The 19,590-nt window shown below is 71.5% G+C and carries 15 protein-coding genes and 1 pseudogene; 4 read left to right on the plus strand and 12 right to left on the minus strand.

All coding sequences use genetic code 11. The annotated features are described in order from the left end of the window. Positions 1-332, minus strand: a pseudogene (locus ACIBK1_RS35640) (hypothetical protein); the annotation flags it as partial. A gap of 687 nt (positions 333-1,019) precedes the next feature. On the opposite strand from ACIBK1_RS35640, the gene ACIBK1_RS35645 reads away from it, so the two are divergent. Further along, positions 1,020-1,574 carry a TetR/AcrR family transcriptional regulator gene (locus ACIBK1_RS35645; protein WP_357317450.1) on the plus strand — a complete coding sequence of 185 codons (555 nt, stop codon included), beginning with the start codon at positions 1,020-1,022 and terminating at the stop codon, positions 1,572-1,574. An 88-nt stretch (positions 1,575-1,662) separates the two neighbouring features. On the opposite strand, the gene ACIBK1_RS35650 is transcribed toward ACIBK1_RS35645, so the two are convergent. Continuing rightward, complete coding sequence (locus tag ACIBK1_RS35650; protein WP_030511476.1) at positions 1,663-2,223, minus strand: TetR/AcrR family transcriptional regulator; 561 nt, start codon at positions 2,221-2,223, stop codon at positions 1,663-1,665. 80 nt (positions 2,224-2,303) lie between these two features. Between ACIBK1_RS35650 and ACIBK1_RS35655 the strand changes: the two genes are divergently transcribed. Further along, positions 2,304-3,041, plus strand: coding sequence for an SDR family oxidoreductase (locus ACIBK1_RS35655; protein ID WP_030511477.1), 738 nt, complete (start codon positions 2,304-2,306; stop codon positions 3,039-3,041). Between the two features lie 112 nt (positions 3,042-3,153). Here the strand turns inward: ACIBK1_RS35655 and ACIBK1_RS35660 are convergent, their stop codons facing one another. The 9 genes from ACIBK1_RS35660 to ACIBK1_RS35700 form a co-directional block, all read right to left on the minus strand. Then, positions 3,154-4,179, minus strand: coding sequence for a LacI family DNA-binding transcriptional regulator (locus ACIBK1_RS35660; protein ID WP_396740072.1), 1,026 nt, complete (start codon positions 4,177-4,179; stop codon positions 3,154-3,156). A gap of 261 nt (positions 4,180-4,440) precedes the next feature. After that, a complete protein-coding gene (locus ACIBK1_RS35665) occupies positions 4,441-6,231 on the minus strand; it encodes a ricin-type beta-trefoil lectin domain protein (protein WP_396740073.1) in 1,791 nt (596 codons plus the stop codon). Positions 6,232-6,530: 299 nt separating this feature from the next. Then, complete coding sequence (locus ACIBK1_RS35670) at positions 6,531-8,189, minus strand: GNAT family N-acetyltransferase (protein WP_197042887.1); 1,659 nt, start codon at positions 8,187-8,189, stop codon at positions 6,531-6,533. A gap of 111 nt (positions 8,190-8,300) precedes the next feature. Further along, the gene (locus ACIBK1_RS35675) at positions 8,301-8,720 is read right to left on the minus strand and encodes a hypothetical protein (protein WP_396740074.1); all 420 of its coding nucleotides are present in this window, start codon (positions 8,718-8,720) and stop codon (positions 8,301-8,303) included. Between the two features lie 106 nt (positions 8,721-8,826). Then, positions 8,827-11,085 carry a rhamnogalacturonan lyase family protein gene (locus tag ACIBK1_RS35680; RefSeq protein ID WP_396740075.1) on the minus strand — a complete coding sequence of 753 codons (2,259 nt, stop codon included), beginning with the start codon at positions 11,083-11,085 and terminating at the stop codon, positions 8,827-8,829. 224 nt (positions 11,086-11,309) lie between these two features. After that, on the minus strand, positions 11,310-12,353 hold the full coding sequence (locus ACIBK1_RS35685) for a LacI family DNA-binding transcriptional regulator (RefSeq protein WP_156081187.1): 1,044 nt from the start codon (positions 12,351-12,353) through the stop codon (positions 11,310-11,312). A gap of 172 nt (positions 12,354-12,525) precedes the next feature. Further along, positions 12,526-13,185 carry a response regulator gene (locus ACIBK1_RS35690; protein WP_396740076.1) on the minus strand — a complete coding sequence of 220 codons (660 nt, stop codon included), beginning with the start codon at positions 13,183-13,185 and terminating at the stop codon, positions 12,526-12,528. Further along, the gene (locus tag ACIBK1_RS35695; protein ID WP_030511485.1) at positions 13,182-14,336 is read right to left on the minus strand and encodes a sensor histidine kinase; all 1,155 of its coding nucleotides are present in this window, start codon (positions 14,334-14,336) and stop codon (positions 13,182-13,184) included. The genes ACIBK1_RS35690 and ACIBK1_RS35695 overlap by 4 nt, the downstream gene beginning before the upstream one ends. Further along, on the minus strand, positions 14,333-15,166 hold the full coding sequence (locus ACIBK1_RS35700) for a lysostaphin resistance A-like protein (protein ID WP_396740077.1): 834 nt from the start codon (positions 15,164-15,166) through the stop codon (positions 14,333-14,335). The genes ACIBK1_RS35695 and ACIBK1_RS35700 overlap by 4 nt, the downstream gene beginning before the upstream one ends. Before the next feature lie 318 nt (positions 15,167-15,484). Here ACIBK1_RS35700 and ACIBK1_RS35705 point away from each other — a divergent pair, with 318 nt between their 5' ends. Then, positions 15,485-18,760: an AfsR/SARP family transcriptional regulator gene (locus ACIBK1_RS35705; RefSeq protein WP_396740078.1), complete on the plus strand. Its 3,276-nt coding sequence runs from the start codon at positions 15,485-15,487 to the stop codon at positions 18,758-18,760. Here ACIBK1_RS35705 and ACIBK1_RS35710 read toward each other — a convergent pair. Further along, the gene (locus tag ACIBK1_RS35710) at positions 18,709-19,185 is read right to left on the minus strand and encodes a S26 family signal peptidase (protein WP_396740079.1); all 477 of its coding nucleotides are present in this window, start codon (positions 19,183-19,185) and stop codon (positions 18,709-18,711) included. The genes ACIBK1_RS35705 and ACIBK1_RS35710 overlap by 52 nt on opposite strands. On the opposite strand from ACIBK1_RS35710, the gene ACIBK1_RS35715 reads away from it, so the two are divergent. After that, a complete protein-coding gene (locus ACIBK1_RS35715) occupies positions 19,177-19,581 on the plus strand; it encodes a hypothetical protein (RefSeq protein WP_156081190.1) in 405 nt (134 codons plus the stop codon). The two genes, ACIBK1_RS35710 and ACIBK1_RS35715, sit on opposite strands and share 9 nt — an antisense overlap. Positions 19,582-19,590 lie beyond the last annotated feature (9 nt).

Consider the following 19,590-nt stretch of genomic DNA (forward strand, 5'->3'; position numbering starts at 1 on the left):
CGCTGCCACAACCCGATCCGGTAGCCGCCGGGCACCTGCGTGCCCTCGGTGATCGAGTCGCCCAGCGGCATCACCCGCACCCCGCCGTTCGACTCCGCGAAGGCGACGCCCGTGCCCGTAAGCGTGCCGGTCAGCGCGCCCGTCACCGCCACGACCACGGCCAGCAGCGCCGCGGTCCACGAACGTCTCCACGTGCGCACGGCCGCCCCTCCGTTCGCCGGCAGGGAGCGCGGCCGGTCCGGCGTACGGCGGAAGCCCGGCTCATCTTCGCCGAGCGGGCTGGGAGGGGTGACTCCGGCGCCGGCCAGGCGCAGAAGGTGTGCGATTCTCATAGATGCTCCTGGGAGAGTGCGGGACAGACGATGTGCTGTTATCGCTCACCTGCGGTGTCGGACGTGAGGGCCGGTGCGGACCGATCCGCGCCCAGGGGAGAGGCGGCGTCCACACGGTCCGGGCTCGGCCTGCTCAGGGAAGGCCGAGCCCTGATCGGGGAGAGAGCCTGTCCGGGAAACCCGGTTCGGCAGCCTTGTTAGCGTTAACATTCGTGCCTACAGGACGGGCCCTTTCTCTGCGTCTGACGTAGGTGGTGGTGCGGCGGAGCAAATACGACGGCCGACTCCGCGTCAAGGCTCCCGCCTCGCTCGGGCCGGTCTTCCCGGCCTGCCGGGGCGCTTCATCTGCCGCGATGAGGGCGGGCCCGATCGCCGCGGGCGGCACGGGGTGAAACTTTCACGACGCCGACGCGGGGGCTGTGCGCCGGCAGAACCGAGCTGCCAAGGGTGACGAGACTTCACCCGGGGGATCGAGAAAAGACCAGTTGAAAGGGCGCAGTCTCATGAGGCGGCCACGGTTCAGGCGGTCGGGCGTCGCGCCGCCGCCGGCGCCGCCGGGTCCCGCTGCCGATGACTCCCGGAGTGGGCTGGTTCGGCAGGTGAGGACCTCCTAGAATCGGGACGGGCATCCCGCTTTGCCGACTACGCGGATGGCCGTCCCGGTTTGCCGATGGAGAGGTGCGGGCCATGACGGACGAACGCACGGCGCGAGCCGACGCGCGGCGCAACCGGGCACGCGTGTTGGAGGTGGCGGCCGAGGTGTTCGCCGCCGAGGGCTTTTCGGTGCCGGTACACGAGATCGCGCGCCGTGCCGGGGTGGGTACCGGCACGGTGAGCCGGCACTTCCCGACGAAAGAGGATCTCCTCACCGCGATCGTGGGCACCCGGCTGGCGGACCTGACCGCCGAAGCCGACGAGCTCGCCCGCCGGGAAGATCCCGGCACCGCCTTCTTCGCTCTCTTCACTGCTTTCGTGCGAGCGGGCGCGGCCGACTGCGGACTGGCCGAGCTGGCCCGCGCCGATCGCCGGTTGGACGAGCTCGGCGAGCGCGCGGGCGCCGACTTGTGCGGCCGGTTGCAGGAGCTGCTGGCCGCCGCCCAAGAATCGGGCGCCGTGCGTCCTGACGTCGGCTACTCGGATGTGAGGGCGCTGATATCGGCATGCATGGCCAGGAAAGACCCGCTGGAGCCGATCCTCGCCGTCGTCGCCGACGGACTGAGTGCCCGTTCCTCGACGAGGTAGCCGGATGCCAGAGGGTGAATCGGTCGCGACACCGCCAAGAGCGACCTCGGCTTCGGTGGGTTGCCGGTGTCGTCACCATCGCCTCGGGTCATCGTCGGCGCAGGCCGTCGACGATGATCGTGACCACGGTGGGCGCCCGGGTCTCCCATTCGGTTTGGGGCACTCGTGACAGCGCGCCGAGCAGCAGGATGACGTCGGCGGCGTCGACCCCTTCGCGTATCTCGCCCTCGGCCTGGCCTTTGGTGAGCAGTGCGGTGAGAGCGTTGTCGAGTTTGCTGTGGTTGTCCGCGTAGAGGTCCTGCCACGCGGACGCTTCGATCGCGGCCATGACCCCGCGTTTGACGCGCGCGTATTCGATGAGCCGGTCCAGCCACCGGGTGAGCGCGTCCAGTGGTGTTCGCTGGGCGAGTAGCGCCGGCACGGCGGAGACCAGTTCGTCGATCTCCTGCCGGTACACCTCGGCCAGCAGGTGCTCGCGGGTCGGGAAGTTCCGATACAGGGTGCCCTGTCCGACGCCCGCGGACTTGGCGACCAGGTGTAGCGCCAGGTCCTCGTCCGCGCCGTTCAGCTCGGTCAGGGCCGCACGGGCGGCGGTGACGATGCGCTCGCGATTGAGCACCGCGTCCGAGCGGCGTGCCCGAGCGACCATCGCAGACCTCCCCGTTAAGTGGACAATTGTCCGCTATGCTCGACCTAAGCGGACAACTGTCAGCTTAGCTGGAGGTCAAGATGAGCGGAGTCAGCGGCAAGGTTGTCGCCATCACCGGAGCAAGCAGTGGCATCGGCGAGGCGACCGCACTGGAACTCGCCCGGCGCGGTGCCGCGGTGGTGATCGGCGCCCGGCGCAAGGATCGCCTGGACGCGCTGGCCGAACGGATCCGGGCAGACGGCGGGCAGGCCGAAGCGGTCGCCCTGGACGTGACTCGGCGTGCGGACCTGAAGCAACTGGTCGAGGTGGCGGTCGAGCGGTTCGGACGGCTCGACGTGCTCGTGAGCAATGCCGGCATCGCGAGGACCGGTCTGGTGAGCGACCTCGACGTCGAGGCCTGGGACGAGATGATCGACATCAATGTGCGCGGAGTGCTGCACGGGATCGCGGCCGCGCTGCCGGTGTTCCGCCGCCAGGGCCGTGGGCACCTCGTCACGACCGTGTCGACCTCGGGCCTGAAGATCGTCCCGACGCAGGCGGTCTACGCCGGCACCAAGAACGCCGTCCGCACCTTGCTGGAGGCGCTGCGCCAGGAGTCCACCGACGGCGTCCTGCGCACGACCTCGATCTCACCGGGGTACGTGCACACCGGACTCCTCGACTACATCGAGGATCCGGTGGTCCGGGCGGAGGCCCAGCGTGTCATGGCCAAGGGGATCAGTCCGGACGCCGTGGCTCGCGCCATCGCCTTCGCGATCGAGCAACCCGACGACGTCGAGATCGGGGAACTCACGATCCGTCCGACCAGGCAGAACTGACCCCCGGGCGCGAGGCGGTTCAGCGGGCGGGCGCCGCGCGCGATCACCTTGGACGTGGACGCTTGGACGTGGACGGCCTGGGGCGCGACGGGTCGGGGCCCCCGTTCGGCCGTCAGGGACGGTGATCCCGGGTGTGGGCGGGTGCGGTCGTTCCCCGCAGGGAGATGGGCGGCGCGACCAGGAGATGGCCGTGCGGAGTGGTGGGATCGGCGATCAGCCGGATGAGCATCTCGACGGCGCGGGCACCGAGCTCGTCCGCGGGGACGTCGGCGGCCGTGAGCGGGGGGTGCAGGTTCTCCGCCCAGTGCCGGGCCGCGACGCCGGCGATGGAGAAGTCGCGGGGCACGACCAGGCCCGCCTGGGCCAGCGCGTGGTACATCCCAGGGGTGGCGGCCTCGTTGATGGTGGCGATCGCGGTCAGATCGGGATGCTCGTCGAGGAGCCGCTCGACGCAGGACACCCCTGATTGGGCGTCGTCGGCGCAGCACGTCTGCACGCCGTCGAGACGGTGCTCCGTCATCGCGCGGGCGAAACCGGCCTGGGCGCGGTGGCCGGGACCGTACCCTGCCGCCACCAGCTCCTCGGAGCGGTTGACCAGGGCGATGCGGCGATGACCGAGGTCGGCCAGGTGGTGCACGCAGTTGGCGATCAGCTTCTCGTAGTCGATGTCCACCCAGGACATCTCCTCGGGACGGCTGGTACGGCCGATGCCGACGAAGGGCAGCCCGGCCTGCCGCAGGCGGGTCACCCGGTCGTCCTCCAGCCGTATCTCCATGACGATGACCCCGTCCACGCGTCTGCCGCCGACCACGCGCTCGAACGATCGGTCGTGCTCGCCCCCGGACGGTGACAACAGGACGTCCAGGTCGGCGTGTGCGGCGGCGTCGACGACGCTGGCCACGAACCCGAGCTGCATGTCGGTCAGGCGCCGGCTGGCGGGCGGGATGACCAGGCCGATGGTGTGGGTCCTGCCCTCCTTGAGCGCCTTGGCGGCGGCGTTGGGCCGGTAGCCCAGTTCGTCGATGACCGCCTGGATGCGCCGTCGCGTCTCCTCCGACACGGGACGCTTGCCGCTGAGGGCGTACGAGACGGTGCTGCGCGCCACACCCGACCGCTTGGCGATCTCCCCGATATTCACCGGCGCTCCTCACCTGATCCGACCGATATGCACATCGTAAGTCGAATCGAGCGCACGGATCGACCGCCGCGACTCCTGCCGTGCTCCGTCCGACCCCCGTGACGTGCGCGATCTGGTCGTTTCCGATCCTGCGAACCGATTCGATCACGCGTGGCGGCGAGCGCGTCGCACAGAGCCGGACGCCGGCCGGACGCGCGGTGCTGCACGTCCGACCGGCGGGGCGGTCACGGGCGACGCGGGCCGGCGTCGCCGGTCACCTGATCAGCTTCGGGTCCACTTCTGGCTGGTCGTGCCGGTGCACGACCACAGTTGCACCTTCGTGCCGTTCGAGGTGCCGAAGTTGCTCGCCTCCAGGCACAGACCGGACTGCACGCCGGTGACGGTGCCGTCGGCGTTGACGTTCCACTGCTGGTTGGCCTGGCCGTTGCAGTCCCAGATGATCGCCCTGGTGCCGTTCGCGGTCCCGGCGGCCTCGGCGTCCAGGCACTTGTTGCCGTACACCTGCAGCGCCTTGCCGGAGGTGTAGGTCCAGCTCTGGTTGGTCTGGCCGTTGCAGTCCCACAGGTTGAGCTGCGTGCCGTTGGTCTGCGACTGGTTCGGGACGTCCAGGCATCGGCCGGCGTTGACGTTGCGCAACATCGACGTCGAGCCCGGCCCGGACGGCGAGGGGGACGGCGAAGGGGACGACGAGGGGGGCAGGAGGGTGATGGTGAAGGTGTCGTCGACGGCGGTGTGCGGAAGGTTGACCGTGGTGCCGTTGTTCGACAGCGTCGCCACGCTGTTGGAGACGGTGACCGGGCCTGTGACGGCGCCGCCGCCGTTGTAGGGGATGCGCTCGACGAGGACGCGGACCTGGTTGTTCTGCACGATGCCGCTGGTGGTGTCCAGGCGCCGCAGGTTGACGGCGACGTTGCCGGTGGTGCGGCCGCCGCCGACCAGGATTTTCGCGTTCCCGCTCGCCTTGGTGGCGAAGGCGTCGTAGTTGGAGCTGGGGGTGACGGAGGCGATCTGTCCGGTCTGCGAGCCGTAGAACCGGTAGACCCACCATTCGCCCTTGGGCTGGTACTGGCCGGAGGAGTTGTGGACGAGGAGGTTGCCCAGGTCGTTGTGCAGGTTGTTCCCGCCCGCCCAGTTGGCGCGCAGGCCGTCGGCCCCGGCCCGCTCCAGCCGCGCGATGTACCAGGCGCCGTCGGCGGGGTTCTGCTCGTTGGAGGCGCCGTACTCGTTGATCTGGTACGGGCGGGGGTGGGCGATGCCGCGCGAGTTCAGCGTGGTGTCGGCCGTCGCGACGTTGGCCACCGGGTCGCCGGGCAGGGAGTGCCAGCTGACGATGTCGGGCACGACGTTGTTCGCCTTGACGTAGTCGAGGTACTGCGTCCACCAGCCGCCGGTGGACGGCACGCCCGCGAAGCTGGGGCCCACGATCAGGTGGGAGGGGAACGCGGCGCGGATGCGCTGGTAGGCGCGCTTCCACATCTCGAAGTACTGCGACTGGGGGCGGTTCCAGAACAGGGTGATGTTGGGCTCGTTCCACAGGTCCCACTGGACCGGAGCGCCGGTCGCCCGTACGTCGTCGATCAGGCGGGTCAGGAAGTTGTCGTAGTCGGTCCAGTTGCCGTTGTCGCCGGGGAAGCGGGAGATCGGGTAGCCGTCGGCTCCCCACAGGTCGTGCACGAGCAGGACGAACTCCCCGCCGAGCGACCGCGTGCGCAGCAACTGGGCGCGGGTGGCGTTCCACCGGCGGTCGTACTTGCCCGACACCCAGCCGCCGGGGCTGTCGAGCTGCGCGCCGCCGGCGCGCATGTACCGGAACTTCACGTCGGTGAAGTAGTTGTCCGGAGGGTTGGCCGCGTTCTCGGTCATGCCGTAGATCCACCCCGACGCTCGGTAGGTCGGGGATCCGCCCGCGACCGAGAAGTCGACGGTGATGGACTCGTCGGCGGCCTGGGCGGGCGAGGCGGTCGCGAGGACGGACGCGGCGACGAGTGTCGCGGCGGAGAACAGGGCGGCCAGGCCGCGGCGGCGGTGCCGCCAACGTGAGGTGATGTTCACACATGACTCCTTCGACGGAGGGGGTGGGGAACGCAGGGCGAGCCGTGGCGTCGTCCTGGAACCTGGGGTGGTGCCGTCCGGCGGTCGGGGTGAAGCGAGGGGGTGGTCTCAACGCAGGCGACATAATCGAATCGATTCGCAGAAAGCGTAAATTCACGCGGGAACGCGTGTCAATTGCGTGTATCGCGGACATTAAAGGCAGATGTCCTGGGCGTGGACCGGTGCAGGTTTCGCCGCCGGAGCGCGGAAACCTCCAGTTCAGCGGCGTGCTTCGAATCGGTTCGCCGGATGCTTCCCGGTCAGGTCCGGAGATCGGAGTCCTGCGTGAGGGCGGCGCGCATGGCGGTGATGAGCCGGTGTCCTGGATAGTCGGCGAGGCGAGGAAACTCCCCGCGGTGATAGCAGGCCCAGTAGCTCGCCACGCGCTGCTGAACGAGGGTGCAGAACCGGGGGTTGTCTGCCAGGAAACGGCCGTAGGCCCGGCCTGCGAGGGAGCCCGGAACGTCGAGGTCGCCGAGTTCGGCGCCGATGCCGGTCACGATCTCCAGGACGTACTCCCCAACGAGATGAACGACGTAGGGGAGGACCCATGGCTCGAGGCTGCCGATGACCTGCGTGAGGTGGTGCTGACGCACGAAGCCGTCGTGGTGGCGGGTGTAGAGGCAGTGGAGGATCGTCCGCTGGAGCGGTGTCAGGCCCTCGAGCCTTCTCGGCGAGACTTCCGGGTTGTAGATCCGTCCGGGGATGGTCACCCGGTCGTCGCCGACGGTCACGCGGAACGAGCCCACCGGCGAGAAACGCGCCTTGGGGAGGACGCGGACGGCAGCGCGGACCTCACGTTCGAGGGCGTCGGGGAAGGCGCAGGTCAGCGACTCGTTCAGGCCGGAGGGCTCCGGCTCCCGGGAATCGTCGATGCTCCGCCATCGGTAATGGGCCTCGGGCGGGTTCTCCTGGTTGCCGCCGCCGTCCCGTTCCTCGACAAGGGCGAAACCGCGCCGTTCGCAGAAGCGGCGGGCGGCGGTGTTCTGCTGGAACACGTGCAGGCGGAGCATGCGCGGCCGGGCCTTCTTGGCCTGGTCGAGCAGCGCGGTGCCGATGCCGCATCCTTGAGCGGCGGGCGTGACGTACAGGTGGTCCAGCCGGTCACCCCGAAGGCAGGCGAAGCCGGCGATCCGACCGCGTAGCTCCGCGACCCACACCTGCGAGGCCGGGAGCACGACGTCGGCGACCCAGGTCCGGGTCTCCTCGTCGGAGTGCAGGCGGGACAGGTAGGTCATCCCGGCCCGGGCGGACAGGAGCACGTCGGCGATGTGCTCTGCGTCGCCCGACCAGGCGCGGCGGATAAGCGGCAGGGCGTCGTGCGCGATCAGTTCCGCCATCTTCTCCATCCGCATGAAAGCGAGGGAGGCATCGATGAAGCCGCGCTCGGCGAGGCGGAGGTTCCGCAGTTCGTTCAGGCGAATCCGGAGGAGCGGCCGGTGGCCGGGGTGCAGATTCCCGTTCCGCCGCAGATATGTCCAGACGACGCCTGCGACCGTGGAGTCCAGTTCCACCAGGTCGCCGTTGTCGGCCAGGGGCACCTTGCCGGGAAAGGGCACCCGGGTGTGCTCCTCCCAGAGCGCCGTCACCGTGTGCAGCGCCGCGTCGTGCGCGTCGGGTCCCGGCCAGCGCCAGCCGTGGCGGTAGCGGGTCTCCTCGACCGTCACCGTACGGTTGTGCCGTTCCCGCTTGTCCGCGCTGCGACGTCGCGCGAATTCTGCCAGCTCGGCGTGCCGGGCATCTCTGCCGGCTTCCAGGACGTCCAGCGCGTGGACGAGCGCGCCCTCATCGTGACGCACGTCGCCGGCACGGCCGGTGATGTAGTCCCAGGTCGCGCGCGGACCCAGCGGCATGTGATGCCCGGCCGCGCGGCGCAGGGCGAGGTATCGACAGGGGTGGGGCAGAGTGCGGTCACGCACGCGCCGTGCGTGGGCGCCGAAACTCACGAACCGTTCTCCTGGGCGTCGCGGGCCGTCATCGGGGCGAAACCGAGCGGGTTGAGGCCCCGGCGTGGTCGTCCCCGCATCTGATCAAGTCGTGGTGTCTGCATTCGCGGTGTCAGGCCGCGAGATGGTTTGAGGCTCGGCGGGCGCCACCGCGCGTCTGTCAAGGGCCTGGACCCACTTCACCGCGACCGCGGCGACCTGGATGAGCTCGGTGCGCAGGCGGTCGGCGTCGTCCTCGGCGAACGCCTCGAGCACTTCTTCGTGCAGGATGTGCCGCCAGGTCAGCCGGCCCTCGGCGGCGGCGTCGGCCACGGCCTGTTTGGCGAGGTCGGCCTCGGACGCGTACGCGGGCCCGGTGCCGTCGGGGTGTTCCGGCAGACCCCACATCGCATCCTGGGCGACTCGCTCCGCTGTCACGTCGGTCAGCACCCGGTTCAGCGAACCGGGAACGCCGTAATCGCCAGGCTGCATCATGTGCCGGTGTCCTCCCCACCCGACGATCATCTACAGGGGAACGGTACCGGAGCGGTGGGGCGATCAGCCGAGGTCCCCGGCACCGTGGAGAGGCCGGGGACCCGATCGGAGCGGCCGCCTGCGGCGGCTCACCGGATCAGCGCAGGTAGACCTTGGGCTGAGGCGGCGTGGGCATGCTGTTTCCGATGAAGAAGCTCGGGTGCGGCGGCTGGTTGTAGGCGGTGTTCTGCCAGGCCAGGGCGACGCGGTACTGCGGGTCGTGCAGCAGGGTGTGGATCTTGACGGTGGTGCGGACGGGGGTGGAGTAGATCCGCAGGGCCCGGTTGTCGGTGGTGGGCCAGACGACCTCCTCGCGCCAGTCGCCGAGGATGTCGCCCGACAGGGAGGGGGTGGACTTGGTGCCGTTGTTGGAGTGCACGTTCGAGCCGGTCAGCAGGCGCGTGTCGCCGCCGGTGCCGTACTTGTCGATGTGGGTGCCGTCGAGCAGCTCGCGCACCGGGTCGCCGTCCCACCAGGCGAGGAAGTTCATCGACCCGGGCTTGCGGCCCAGGGTGGCGCCGCTGGGGCTGCGCAGCGAGCCGTCCCTGGCCGACCAGGACTCGGCGCCGGGGCTGCCGGCCCAGATGTCGGCCGACACGCCGCGGCCGTTGTCACCGCCGGATGCGGTGGACCACAGCACCTGACCGGTGCGGGCGTCGGCGAACCAGGAGCCGGGCTTGCTGCTGTCCTCGTCGACCTTGAACTCCTCCAGGCCGGGCCGGGAGGGGTCGAGGTCGCCGAGATGCATGGCGTCGCCGTGGCCGTTGCGGGTGTTCCACAGCGGCCGGCCGTTGTCGTTGATCGCCATCGAGCCGAAGACGATCTCGTCCTTGCCGTCGGCGTCGACGTCGGCGATCGACAGGTTGTGGTTGCCCTGTCCCGCGTACGCGGTGCTGGAGTTGGAGTCGAACTTCCACCGTTCGACCAGCGAGCCGTTGCGGAAGTCCCAGGCGGCGATGACGGTGCGGGTGTAGTAGCCGCGGGACATGATCAGGCTGGGACGCTGTCCGTCGAGGTAGGCGGTGGCGGCCAGGAAACGGTCGACGCGGTTGCCGTAGCTGTCGCCCCAGGAGGAGACGGTGCCGCGTGGCGGGTCGTAGTTGACGGTGGACATCGCGGCGCCGGTGCGGCCGTTGAACATGGTGAGGTATTCGGGGCCGGACAGGACGTAGCCGTCGGAGTTGCGGTAGTCGGCGCCGGCGTTGCCGATGACCTTGCCGGTGCCGTCGACGGTGCCGTCGGCGGTTTTCATCGCCACTTCGGCCGCGCCGTCGCCGTCGTAGTCGTAGACCTGGAACTGGGTGTAGTGGGCGCCGGCGCGGATGTTGCGGCCGAGGTTGACGCGCCACAGCCGGGTGCCGCTCAGCGTGATTCCGTCGATGTAGACGGGGTCGGTGACGCCGGACTGGGAGTTGTCCTTGGCGTTGGCGGGGTCCCACTTGAGCACCAGGTCGAGCCGGCCGTCGCCGTCCAGGTCGCCGACGGACGCGTCATTGGCGCTGTAGGAGCTGCCCGGCGGGCTGATCGGCACGTCCAGGTAACCGTCGGCGAAGCGCAGCGAGGCCGGCGAGGCCGGGCCCTCGGTGCCGCCGTCGACCGGGCGTACGGTGTAGGAGGCGTCGGCCGCCGCGCCGGAGTCGAGGTAGTTGGTGGAGTCGGTGACGGTGGCGATCCGGGTGGCGCCCCGATAGACGGTGAACGAGGTGTCGCGGGATTCGGTGCCCAGCAGCCGCCAGGACACCAGGTTGCCGCTGCCCGACCGCACGCTGATCAGGCCCCGGTCCAGGTCCTCCATCTGCTTGGCCCCGGCGGGAACACCCGTCGGACTCGCGCTGGGGCTCGGCCTCGGGCTTGGGGACGGGCTCGCCGACGGGCTCGCGGACGGGCTGGGTGTCGCCGAGCGGCTCGGGCCGGCGCTGGGCGAGGGCGAGGAGTGGGTGCCGTCGCACACCGTGCCGTTGAGGGAGAAGGCCGTGGGGATCGGGTTGGAGCCGTTCCAGGAGCCGTTGAACCCGAAAGCCGTGCTGCCCCCGGAGCCGATGGCGGCGTTGTAGCCGGCGTCGGTGACGGTGACGTTCGCTCCGCTCTGGCTGACGGTGCCGTTCCAGAGCTGGGTGATCTGCTGCCCGGCGCCGTAGGTCCAGGTCAGCCGCCAGCCGTTGACGGCGTCACCCAGGTTCTCGATCGTCACGTTGGCGCCGAAGCCGCCGGGCCACTGGTTGGTGATGTCGTAGCTGACCCGGCAGGCCACGGCGGCGGTGGCGGGTGCCTGCGCGGCGATCACTCCTGTGATGGCCATACAGACGGTGCCGACGGCCGCCGTGAAGCGGGCCGCCGGCCAGATTAAACGTTTCATGAATCGTCCAATCTGGTGCATCTCTGCGGTCGGTGGTGGATGCCACGAGACGCTAGAAAGGCAGACGTGAACGCGTCAAACAATCGTCGAGGTGCTGCCGGAGCGAGGGCGAAGGGGGCGTTGTTTCGTTTCAGGTCAGGCCGGGGAATGGCCGCGGCGGAGCACGGTCCGCCGCTTTGAAACTTTCGGAATCCGAGCCGTCGCCGGCGTGGCCGCGACCGCGGTCAGCGGCAGGGGGGCGCCGTCGAGGCGCGGACGACCAGCCGCGGCCGGTAGACCAGGCTCTGATGCCGGTGACCGGGGTGAGACTCGTCCAGCAGCATCGCGGCGGCGGTCCGCCCCAGCTCCCGCTTGGGCTGCCACACGGTGGTGAGCGGCGGAGCGAGCTGCGAGGCGAACACGACGTCGTCGTACCCCACCACCGACATCTGCCGGGGCACGTCGATCCCCCGGTCCCGCAGGCCGCTGATCACCCCCAGCGCCGCGAGGTCGTTGACGCAGACGATCGCGGTCGGCCGGTCGGACAGCCGCAGGATGTGGTCCAGCGCGGCCTCGGCGGTCGCGGCGACGTCCGGCGGAGGTATCCGCACCTCCAGCACCGCGTGGTCGGGATCCAGCCCCGCCTCCCGGAACGCCTTGCGCACACCGGTGTGCCGGTCGGTGGTCTGCTGCACCGCCACCGAGCCGGTGAGCATGACGATCCGCCGGTGTCCCAGGGAGATCAGGTGGGCGGCGGCCTGCTCACCGCCCGAGGCGTTGTCGACCGACACCGAGCACAACCGTCCGTCGCCCAGGTGGTCCAGCAGCACCACCGGGACGCCGCGCCCGGACAGGGCGACGAGCGGTTCCAGGCCGGTCGCCACCGGCGTGATGAGGACGCCGCGCACTCCCTGCTTCTCCAGCTCCCCCAGGTAGTGCTGCTCGCGGCCCGGCTGCACGTCGGTGCTGCAGGTCATCAGCATGCACCCGTCCTGCAGCAGCCGGTCCTCCACGCCCCGGCACACCTCTGTGTAGAAGGAGTTGGCCAGGTCGAGCACCACCGCGCCGACCAGGGGGCTCGGCAGGCCGCGCAGTCGTCTGGCCACGTTGTTGGGCACGTACCCGACCTGCTCCATCGCCGCCAGGACGCGCCGGCGGGTCTCCTCCGCGACCAACTCGGGATTGTTCAAGACGTTGCTCACGGTCGAGGGCGAGACGCCGGCCATCTCCGCGACACGACGCATGCCGCGGCGGCGCGGCGCGGAGACCTCCGAGGTTCCCCCATCCACAGCAGCACCATATCCACTTCGGACCGGCAAAAGACCGCATTATCGGGCCGATTGCGCCGGCCTGGCGCCGAGTGGTGCCGGGGGGTGCCGCCGTCCCCGGAGCGTGGCACGCGGACGGCGGCGGTGGCCGACCGAAGGGTTCAGACGGTACGAGGCATGCGCTCGCGTTCTCTCAGGTCACCAGGCCCCTGCGGTAGGCGTAGACCACCGCCTGTACGCGGTCGCGCAGGTCGAGCTTGGTGAGGATGCGCGACACGTACGTCTTGACGGTCTCCTGGCTGATGACCAACGCCGCGGCGATCTCGCTGTTGGACAGGCCGTCGGCGATGAGGCGCAGCACCTCCAGCTCGCGCGGGGTCAGCGCGATGTCGCCCGGTGTGCCCTCGGCGGGACGGATCCGCGCCGCGTACCTGCCGACGAGCTGCCGCGTCACCTCGGGCGCCAGCAGCGCGGCACCCGTCGCCACGGTGCGGATGCCGTGCAGGAGCTGCGCCGGTGGGGCGTCCTTGAGCAGGAACCCGCTCGCTCCCGCGCGCAGCGCCTCGTACACGTACTCGTCCAGGTTGAACGTCGTCACCACGAGCACCTTGACGGGATCGTCCACCCCGGCGCCGGCCAGCAGGCGGGTCGCCTCGATGCCGTCGAGCACCGGCATGCGCACGTCCATCACCACGGTGTCCGGGTTCAGCCGGCGGGCGAGGTCGACCGCGGCGCGGCCGTCCCCGCACTCGCCCACCACCTCGAGGTCGGGCTGCGCATCGATGATCGTCGCGAACCCGGTGCGGATCAGTGCCTGGTCGTCGCAGACCAGGACCCGGACCGGCGCGGTCACGACGGGCTCCCCGCGGGGATGAGCGCCCGCACGACGAAGCCGCCGCCCGCCCGCCGCTCGGCGCTGAACTCGCCGCCCAGGGCGTCGACCCGCTCGCGGAGCCCGGCGAGACCGCGCCCGCTCCCACCGGGAGCGCCGGTTCGCGAGCCGGAGCCGTCGGTGCCGACCTCCACGAAGATCTCCTTCTCGCCGTAGCGCACCCGGACCTCGGTGCGGCTGCCATGGGCGTATTTGAGGGCATTGGTCAGGGATTCCTGCACGACCCTATAGGCCACGAACTCGGCGCTGCCGGCGGATTCGGCCGGGGTGCCCTCCTCGGCGAACTCCACCGGCTGCCCGGCCCGGCGGGTCTGTTCCACCAGCGTGTGAAGTTCGCGGACGGACGGCATCCTGACGTCGGTGTCATGGTCGGGGTTGAGCAGGTCGAGCAGGCGCCGAAGGTCGGAGATGGCCCGCCGACCGGTGTCGGTGACGGCGCTCAGGGCCGTGTCGAGACGATCGGGCGCGGCGGTCAGATAGCGTGCCGCCTCGGCCTGTACGACCATCGCCGTCACGTGATGGGTGACGACGTCGTGGAGCTCGCGGGCGATGCGGGTGCGTTCGGCGGTGCGGGTGGCCTCGGCGATGTGGCGGCGTCGTTCGGCCTCGGCGGCGCGGGTGGAGCGCAGCCAGACTCCGATGCCCCAGGCAAGGACCAGAGTCAGGTAGAACACCACGTAGCCTTCCACCTTCTCGGTCGCGCCGAGCCGGTCGAGCGCGACCGCCAGCGGCACGTACGCCGCGGACAGGAGGAGCGCGGCGGCGCGCCGGTGGCGCTCCAGATGGGCGCCCGCGCTGATGAGCGCGACGGACATCGCGTTGCTCGCGAAGACGTGGTAGGCGCGGATCTGGTCGAGGACGAAGCCGAGCGACACCAGAGCCAGGCACACGGCCGGCCACCGGCGGCGAACGGCGAGCGGGAGGCACTCCAGGGCGATCACCACGAACGCCAGTGCGTCGAAGGGACGGAGCGGCAGGTCCCCGACCTGCGTCCCCTTGCCGTAGAGCGCCGGCAGGAGCGACACGACGGCCATCAGCAGCCCGAACGGCGCGTCCCGGACCACGACGTCGTACCGCCGCCACCGGTCGGCGACCCGCGCCAAGTCGATCACGGGGCGAGCGTAGCGGTCGCGTCCGCCCGGGCGTGGCGCCGGAGGGGGACCAGGTTGCCACGACGGCGGGCCAGCCACATGAAGGCGATCGTCAGCAGCGCGCCGAACACCACCGCGTACGGGCTCGCCTCCGGCCCGAAGTCGCCGCCGGTGAGCAGCGCCGGGCCGGACGTCACGCCGTTCAGCAGTCCCTGGGTCGCGCCGTTGCCGGAGACCTCGGTGCTGAAGATGCCTGCCGCGGCGAAGTTCCAGCCGAAGTGCAGGCCGATCGGCAGCCACAGCGTGCGGGTGGCGGCGTAGGCGGCGGCGAGCATTCCGCCGGCCTCGATCGCGATGGCGATCGCGCCCCACAGGTTGGCGTGCTGGTTGGTCAGGTGCATCAGGCCGAACAGCAGCCCGGTCAGTGTCAGCGCGATCCACGTGCCGGTCCGCTGCTCGATGATCCGGAACAGTACGCCGCGGAAGAGCAGCTCCTCCGTCACGGCGGCGGCGGCCATGAAGCCGAGCATCCCGATCGCACCCGTCACCGAGCCGAGACCGTCGACCCGGTAGCCGCCGATGAAGGCGATGTTCACGATGACGGCCGCGAACATCCCGGCACCGATCAGCAGCCCCCGGCCGACGGCGGGGACGGCGCCTTTCCCGGCCACCTCCACCGGCGCGCGGCGCTCGGACCACCGCACCACCCGGGCGTACACGAACACCGCGAGGGCGGCTGTCGCGACACCGAGGACCAGGGTGAGAAACGCGTTCCCCTGCACCGCGCCCACGATCGCGCCGCCGGCGAAGGCGACCACCGCGACGGCCACGAGCTGCTTCAACAGTCGCATGACGACTCCTTCAGGAAATTCCGCGACCGGAGCGCCGCGGCTACGCCGAGAACGCTAGGGATTCGACGGCCTGGGATCGTCACCGCACGGTGGACATTCGCCGGTAGCTCGCACGGGGGACAAGCCGGCACCGCCACCAGGGCCTATACCTCGCGTATACCGGCGTCTCGAATGCTCGGGCGTGCCCGCACACTCACGCGAAGAGAAGGTGACCACGCGACGGGGCCGCCGGGGGAGGGCATGGCCGGGGGAGCGGGCGGCGGGCGCCCCGGCTGATCGAAGGCCCGCCCCGGTGACCGGCCTCACGGGGGGGTGACGGTGTTCGAGTTCGACGTTCTCGGGCCGCTGCGGGTGAGCCGCGACGGGGTTCCCGTTCCGCTGGGCGCGGCGATGCTGCGACGCATGCTGGCGGCCCTGCTGTGCACGCCGGGCCGGCCGGTGGCGGTGCCTGCGCTGATCGAGGCCCTGTGGGGGAGCACACCACCCCGCAGCGCGCACAAAACCCTTCAGATCTACGTGCTGCGGTTGCGGCAGGCGCTGGGCGAGCGCGACCGCGTCGTCCACTGCGCCGGTGGTTACGCCGCCGCCGTGCTGCCGCAGGAGCTGGACGCGCTGCGCTTCCGGGAGCTGACGGCGGCCGGGCGGGCCGCCAGGAGGACCGCGGATCCGGCGACGGCGGGCATGCTGTTCGAGCGTGCGCTCGGCCTGTGGCGGGGACCGGCCTACACCGGCGTCGGAGACGTGGCGGTGGTCGCCGACGAGGCTCGGCGGCTGGAGGAGGAACGGCTGCTGACCTGTGAGGAGCTGGCCGTCGTCGACCTGGCCCGAGGCCGCCACGCGGAGCTGGTCACCGGCCTGACCGAGATGGCCGGGCGGCATCCGTACCGGGAACGGCTGCACGCCTGCCTGATGCTGGCCCTGGACCAGGCCGGGCGTCAGGCCGAGGCGTTACGGGTCTACCAGCGGACGCGGACCGTGCTCGGAGAGGAACTCGGCGTCGAGCCCGGCCGGATGCTGCGACGGGTGCACGAGGCGATCCTGCGGGGTGAGGCGACCGGCTCGTTCGCCGACGAGATCCTCGGGCCGGAGGGAGCCGCCTGCGCGTACGCGCGTGCCGGGCGCCTCGAAGCCCGGGACGCCGTGGGAAACACCGTGGGAAACACCGCCGGAAGCCCCATCGGAAGCGCCATCGGGGGCGACGCGGAGGGCCGGGCGGACCCGGGGTGGACGGGCAGAGGACGGACGGATGAGGGGTGGGCGGGGCCCGCGGCGACCGTGCCGTGCCATCTACCGCCGGACATCGCGGACTTCACCGGACGCCGGGACACGGTGGAGTCACTTCGGCGGTGGCTCACCGGCGCGGGCGGACCGACCGCCACCACGACCGCCGCGACGCCGGTCGTGGCGCTGTACGGCGGGGCGGGCACCGGCAAGACGACGCTCGCGGTCCACGTCGCCCACCGCCTGCGGGAGACGTTCGCCGACGGCCGGCTCTACGTCGACCTGCGCGGGACCTGCCCGCGGCCGATCGACCCGGCCGAGGCGCTGGCGCGGTTCCTTATCTCCCTCGGGGTGGACGCGCGGGCGGTGCCCGACGAAGCCGAGGAGCGCGGGAAGCTGTTCCGCACCGTCCTGGCCGATCGTCGCGTGCTGGTGGTGCTCGACGACGCCGCGGGCGAGGAGCAGGTCAGGCCGCTCCTGCCGGGTGGTCCGGGCTGCGCCGTGCTGGTGACGAGCAGGCGCGGGGTCGCCGGGCTGAGCGCCCGCACCGTGCGCCTCGGCCCGCTGGACCCGGCATGTGCGTCGGAGCTGCTCGGGCGGATCGCCGGGCCGGTCCGGGTGGCGGCGCGGCCCGCCGTAGCGGCCGAGATCGTCCGGCTCTGCGGTCACCTCCCTCTGGCCATACGGATCGCCGGGGCGAAACTGGCGCTGCGGGAGCACTGGCACCTCGGCCACCTGGCGGATCGCCTGCGGGAGGAGCGGGGGCGCCTGGACGAGCTCGCCCTCGGCGGCCTGTCGGTCCGGGCGGGGCTGGCCGCCGACTACGACAGGCTCGACCCGGCCACCCGGCGGGCGCTGCGGATGCTCGGCCTGCTCGACGTCCCCGCCTTCGCCGCCTGGATGCTCGCGGCGGCCCTCGACGTGACGGTGCGCGAGGCCGAGACGTACGCCGAACTGCTCGTCGACGCCCAGCTCCTGAGCTGCGAGGACGGCGACGGGAACGGGCGGTTCCGCTACCGCCCGCATGAGCTGGTGCGGCTCTACGCGCGGGAACGCGCCGAACTGGAGGAGCCCGCCGGCGAACGGCACACGGCGATCGTTCGCGTTCTCGGCGCGTTGCTCGCGCTGGCGGAGACGGCGGAGAGCTGCCTGCCGGAGCAGCCGGCCTCCGCCATCCGGGGCGGGGCCCCTTGCCGGTGTGCCGTCCCCGCCACCGGGGTCCTGGTCGGAGATCCGGCCGCCTGGTTCGACGGCGAGCGGGAGACCCTGCTGGCGGGGGTGACGCAGGCCTGCCGGCTCGGTCTGAGCGAGGCGGCCTGGGAACTGTCCGCCCGCGCGGCCGGCTACTACGCCTTCCGCGGCCACTACCGGGACTGGGCGTTCTCCCACGAGCTGGCGCTGCGGGCGTGCGCGGCAGGCGGCGACCAGTGGGGCGAGGCGGTGATGACGCGCGGCCTCGGCCACCTGCTCATGATCGGCGTGGAGCCGCGGCGCGGTGTCGCACCGGAGGCGATCGAGGCGGCACTCGCGGTGTTCGGCGCGGCGGGGGAACGGCACGGCGCGCTCGACCTGCTGTGCCTGCGGGCGTTCGCGCTGTGCCGCGGGGGAGACCCCGGCCAGGCCCGCGCGGTGGTGGACGAGGCCGTGGTCATGGCCGAGGAGATCGGCTACGAGCTCGCCCTGAGCCGTCTCTGGTATGTCCGCGCCGTCATCGACCGGGAGCAGGGGCTCCACGAGGACGCGCTCGCCTGCGCGGACCGCGCGTTCGGCCTGGCGATCCGCGGGAACAGTCTCGCGGCCAGGACCCTCGCCCTGCGGGAGATGGCCGCCGCCTGCCGCGACGCCGCCAGGGCCAGGCGCGTCTCCCTCCATCTGTGGGAGGGCCTGCAGATCTGCCGGCGACGTGGGGAGCGGCTGCTCCAGGCGTATCTGCTGCTCGCTCTCGGCGAGCTGTGCGTTCGCTTCGGCCGCGGGGACGTGGAGAAGCCGATCGAGCGGGCGCTGGCCGTGTTCGAGGAGTTCGGGGTTCCTTCCGGGCAGGCCGCCGGGCTCCGCGTCCTGGGCGAGTCACACCGTCTCGGCGGCCGGTCCGGCCAGGCGGTACGCGCGCTCGGCGACGCCGTACGCGTGGCGCGCGGGCTACGCGACCTCCACGAGCAGGCGCTCGCGCTGACGGCCCTCGGCCGGGCCCAGCACGACCGCGGCGACCGGGAGGCGGCCACGCGGTCCTGGACGGCGGCCCACCGGCTGCTCCTGCGACTCGGCAACACCGCCGAGGCCGCCGAGACCGGCGTGGCGGGCGCGGGCGGGGCCCTGCCCGGTCACGACAACCTGCGGATGACGACGCCCAGCACCTCGCTCACCGGCAGGTAACCCCAGTGCCGGGAGTCCCGGCTGGTCGGGCCGTCGCCGAGGACCACCAGCCGGCCGGCCGGGACCACGTCGCCCGGAGCGGCGCGCACGCCCGGTGCGACCTGGTCGGGCACTCTGTCGCCCGGCATCGCGGCCACCCGCTTGATCAGCCACTCCGTCTCACGCAGTCCGGACGCGCGTCCGGAGGAGCCCGCGCCGCCCGGCTGGAGGCGCCGGAAGACCACCACCTGGCCGCGCCGCAGGACCGCCCGCCCGCCGCGCCGGATGAGCACCCGATCTCCCGGCTGGTACGTCGGAACCATGCTGGTCCCGGCCACCCGTACCACGACGAAGCGCCGCCGGGCCGCGGCCACCCCGGCGGCCACCCCGGCGACCACGGTGGCGACCACGGCCGGCGACAGCAGCGAAATCACGAGATGTTGCATGATCAACCTTTCGGCCCGGCAGCCGATCGCGATTCTGCCGGGCCGCGGCTGCGCCCCGCCTGCGCGCCGGTTGCGCGGCTCCTGCCGCACGGCGCGCAGCCGGCGCGCAACCGCGGCGAAGGCCGCGCCGAGCATCCTCACAGGGCGGGCGGCCTACCACGCCCGAACCCAGCCAAGGGAGAAACCATGATCCGTACGCTGCACCGCCTGGGAGACCGGCTGCTCGAAAGGCTCCTCCCCGGCGCCGAAGCACAGGCTGACAACTGTTTCGAATACTGGCCGTCGGGTAACTGCAACCGCTTCAAGGACTGCTACCCCAACCCGACCGGCTTCCTCTGCATCACGTACTGGCGGAGCAGCTGCAGCAGCGCCTGGCAGAACATCGGCTACTGCTGACGCCGGCCG

The organism is Microbispora rosea, assembly GCF_044460045.1.
Classification (GTDB): Bacteria; Actinomycetota; Actinomycetes; order Streptosporangiales; family Streptosporangiaceae; genus Microbispora; species Microbispora rosea.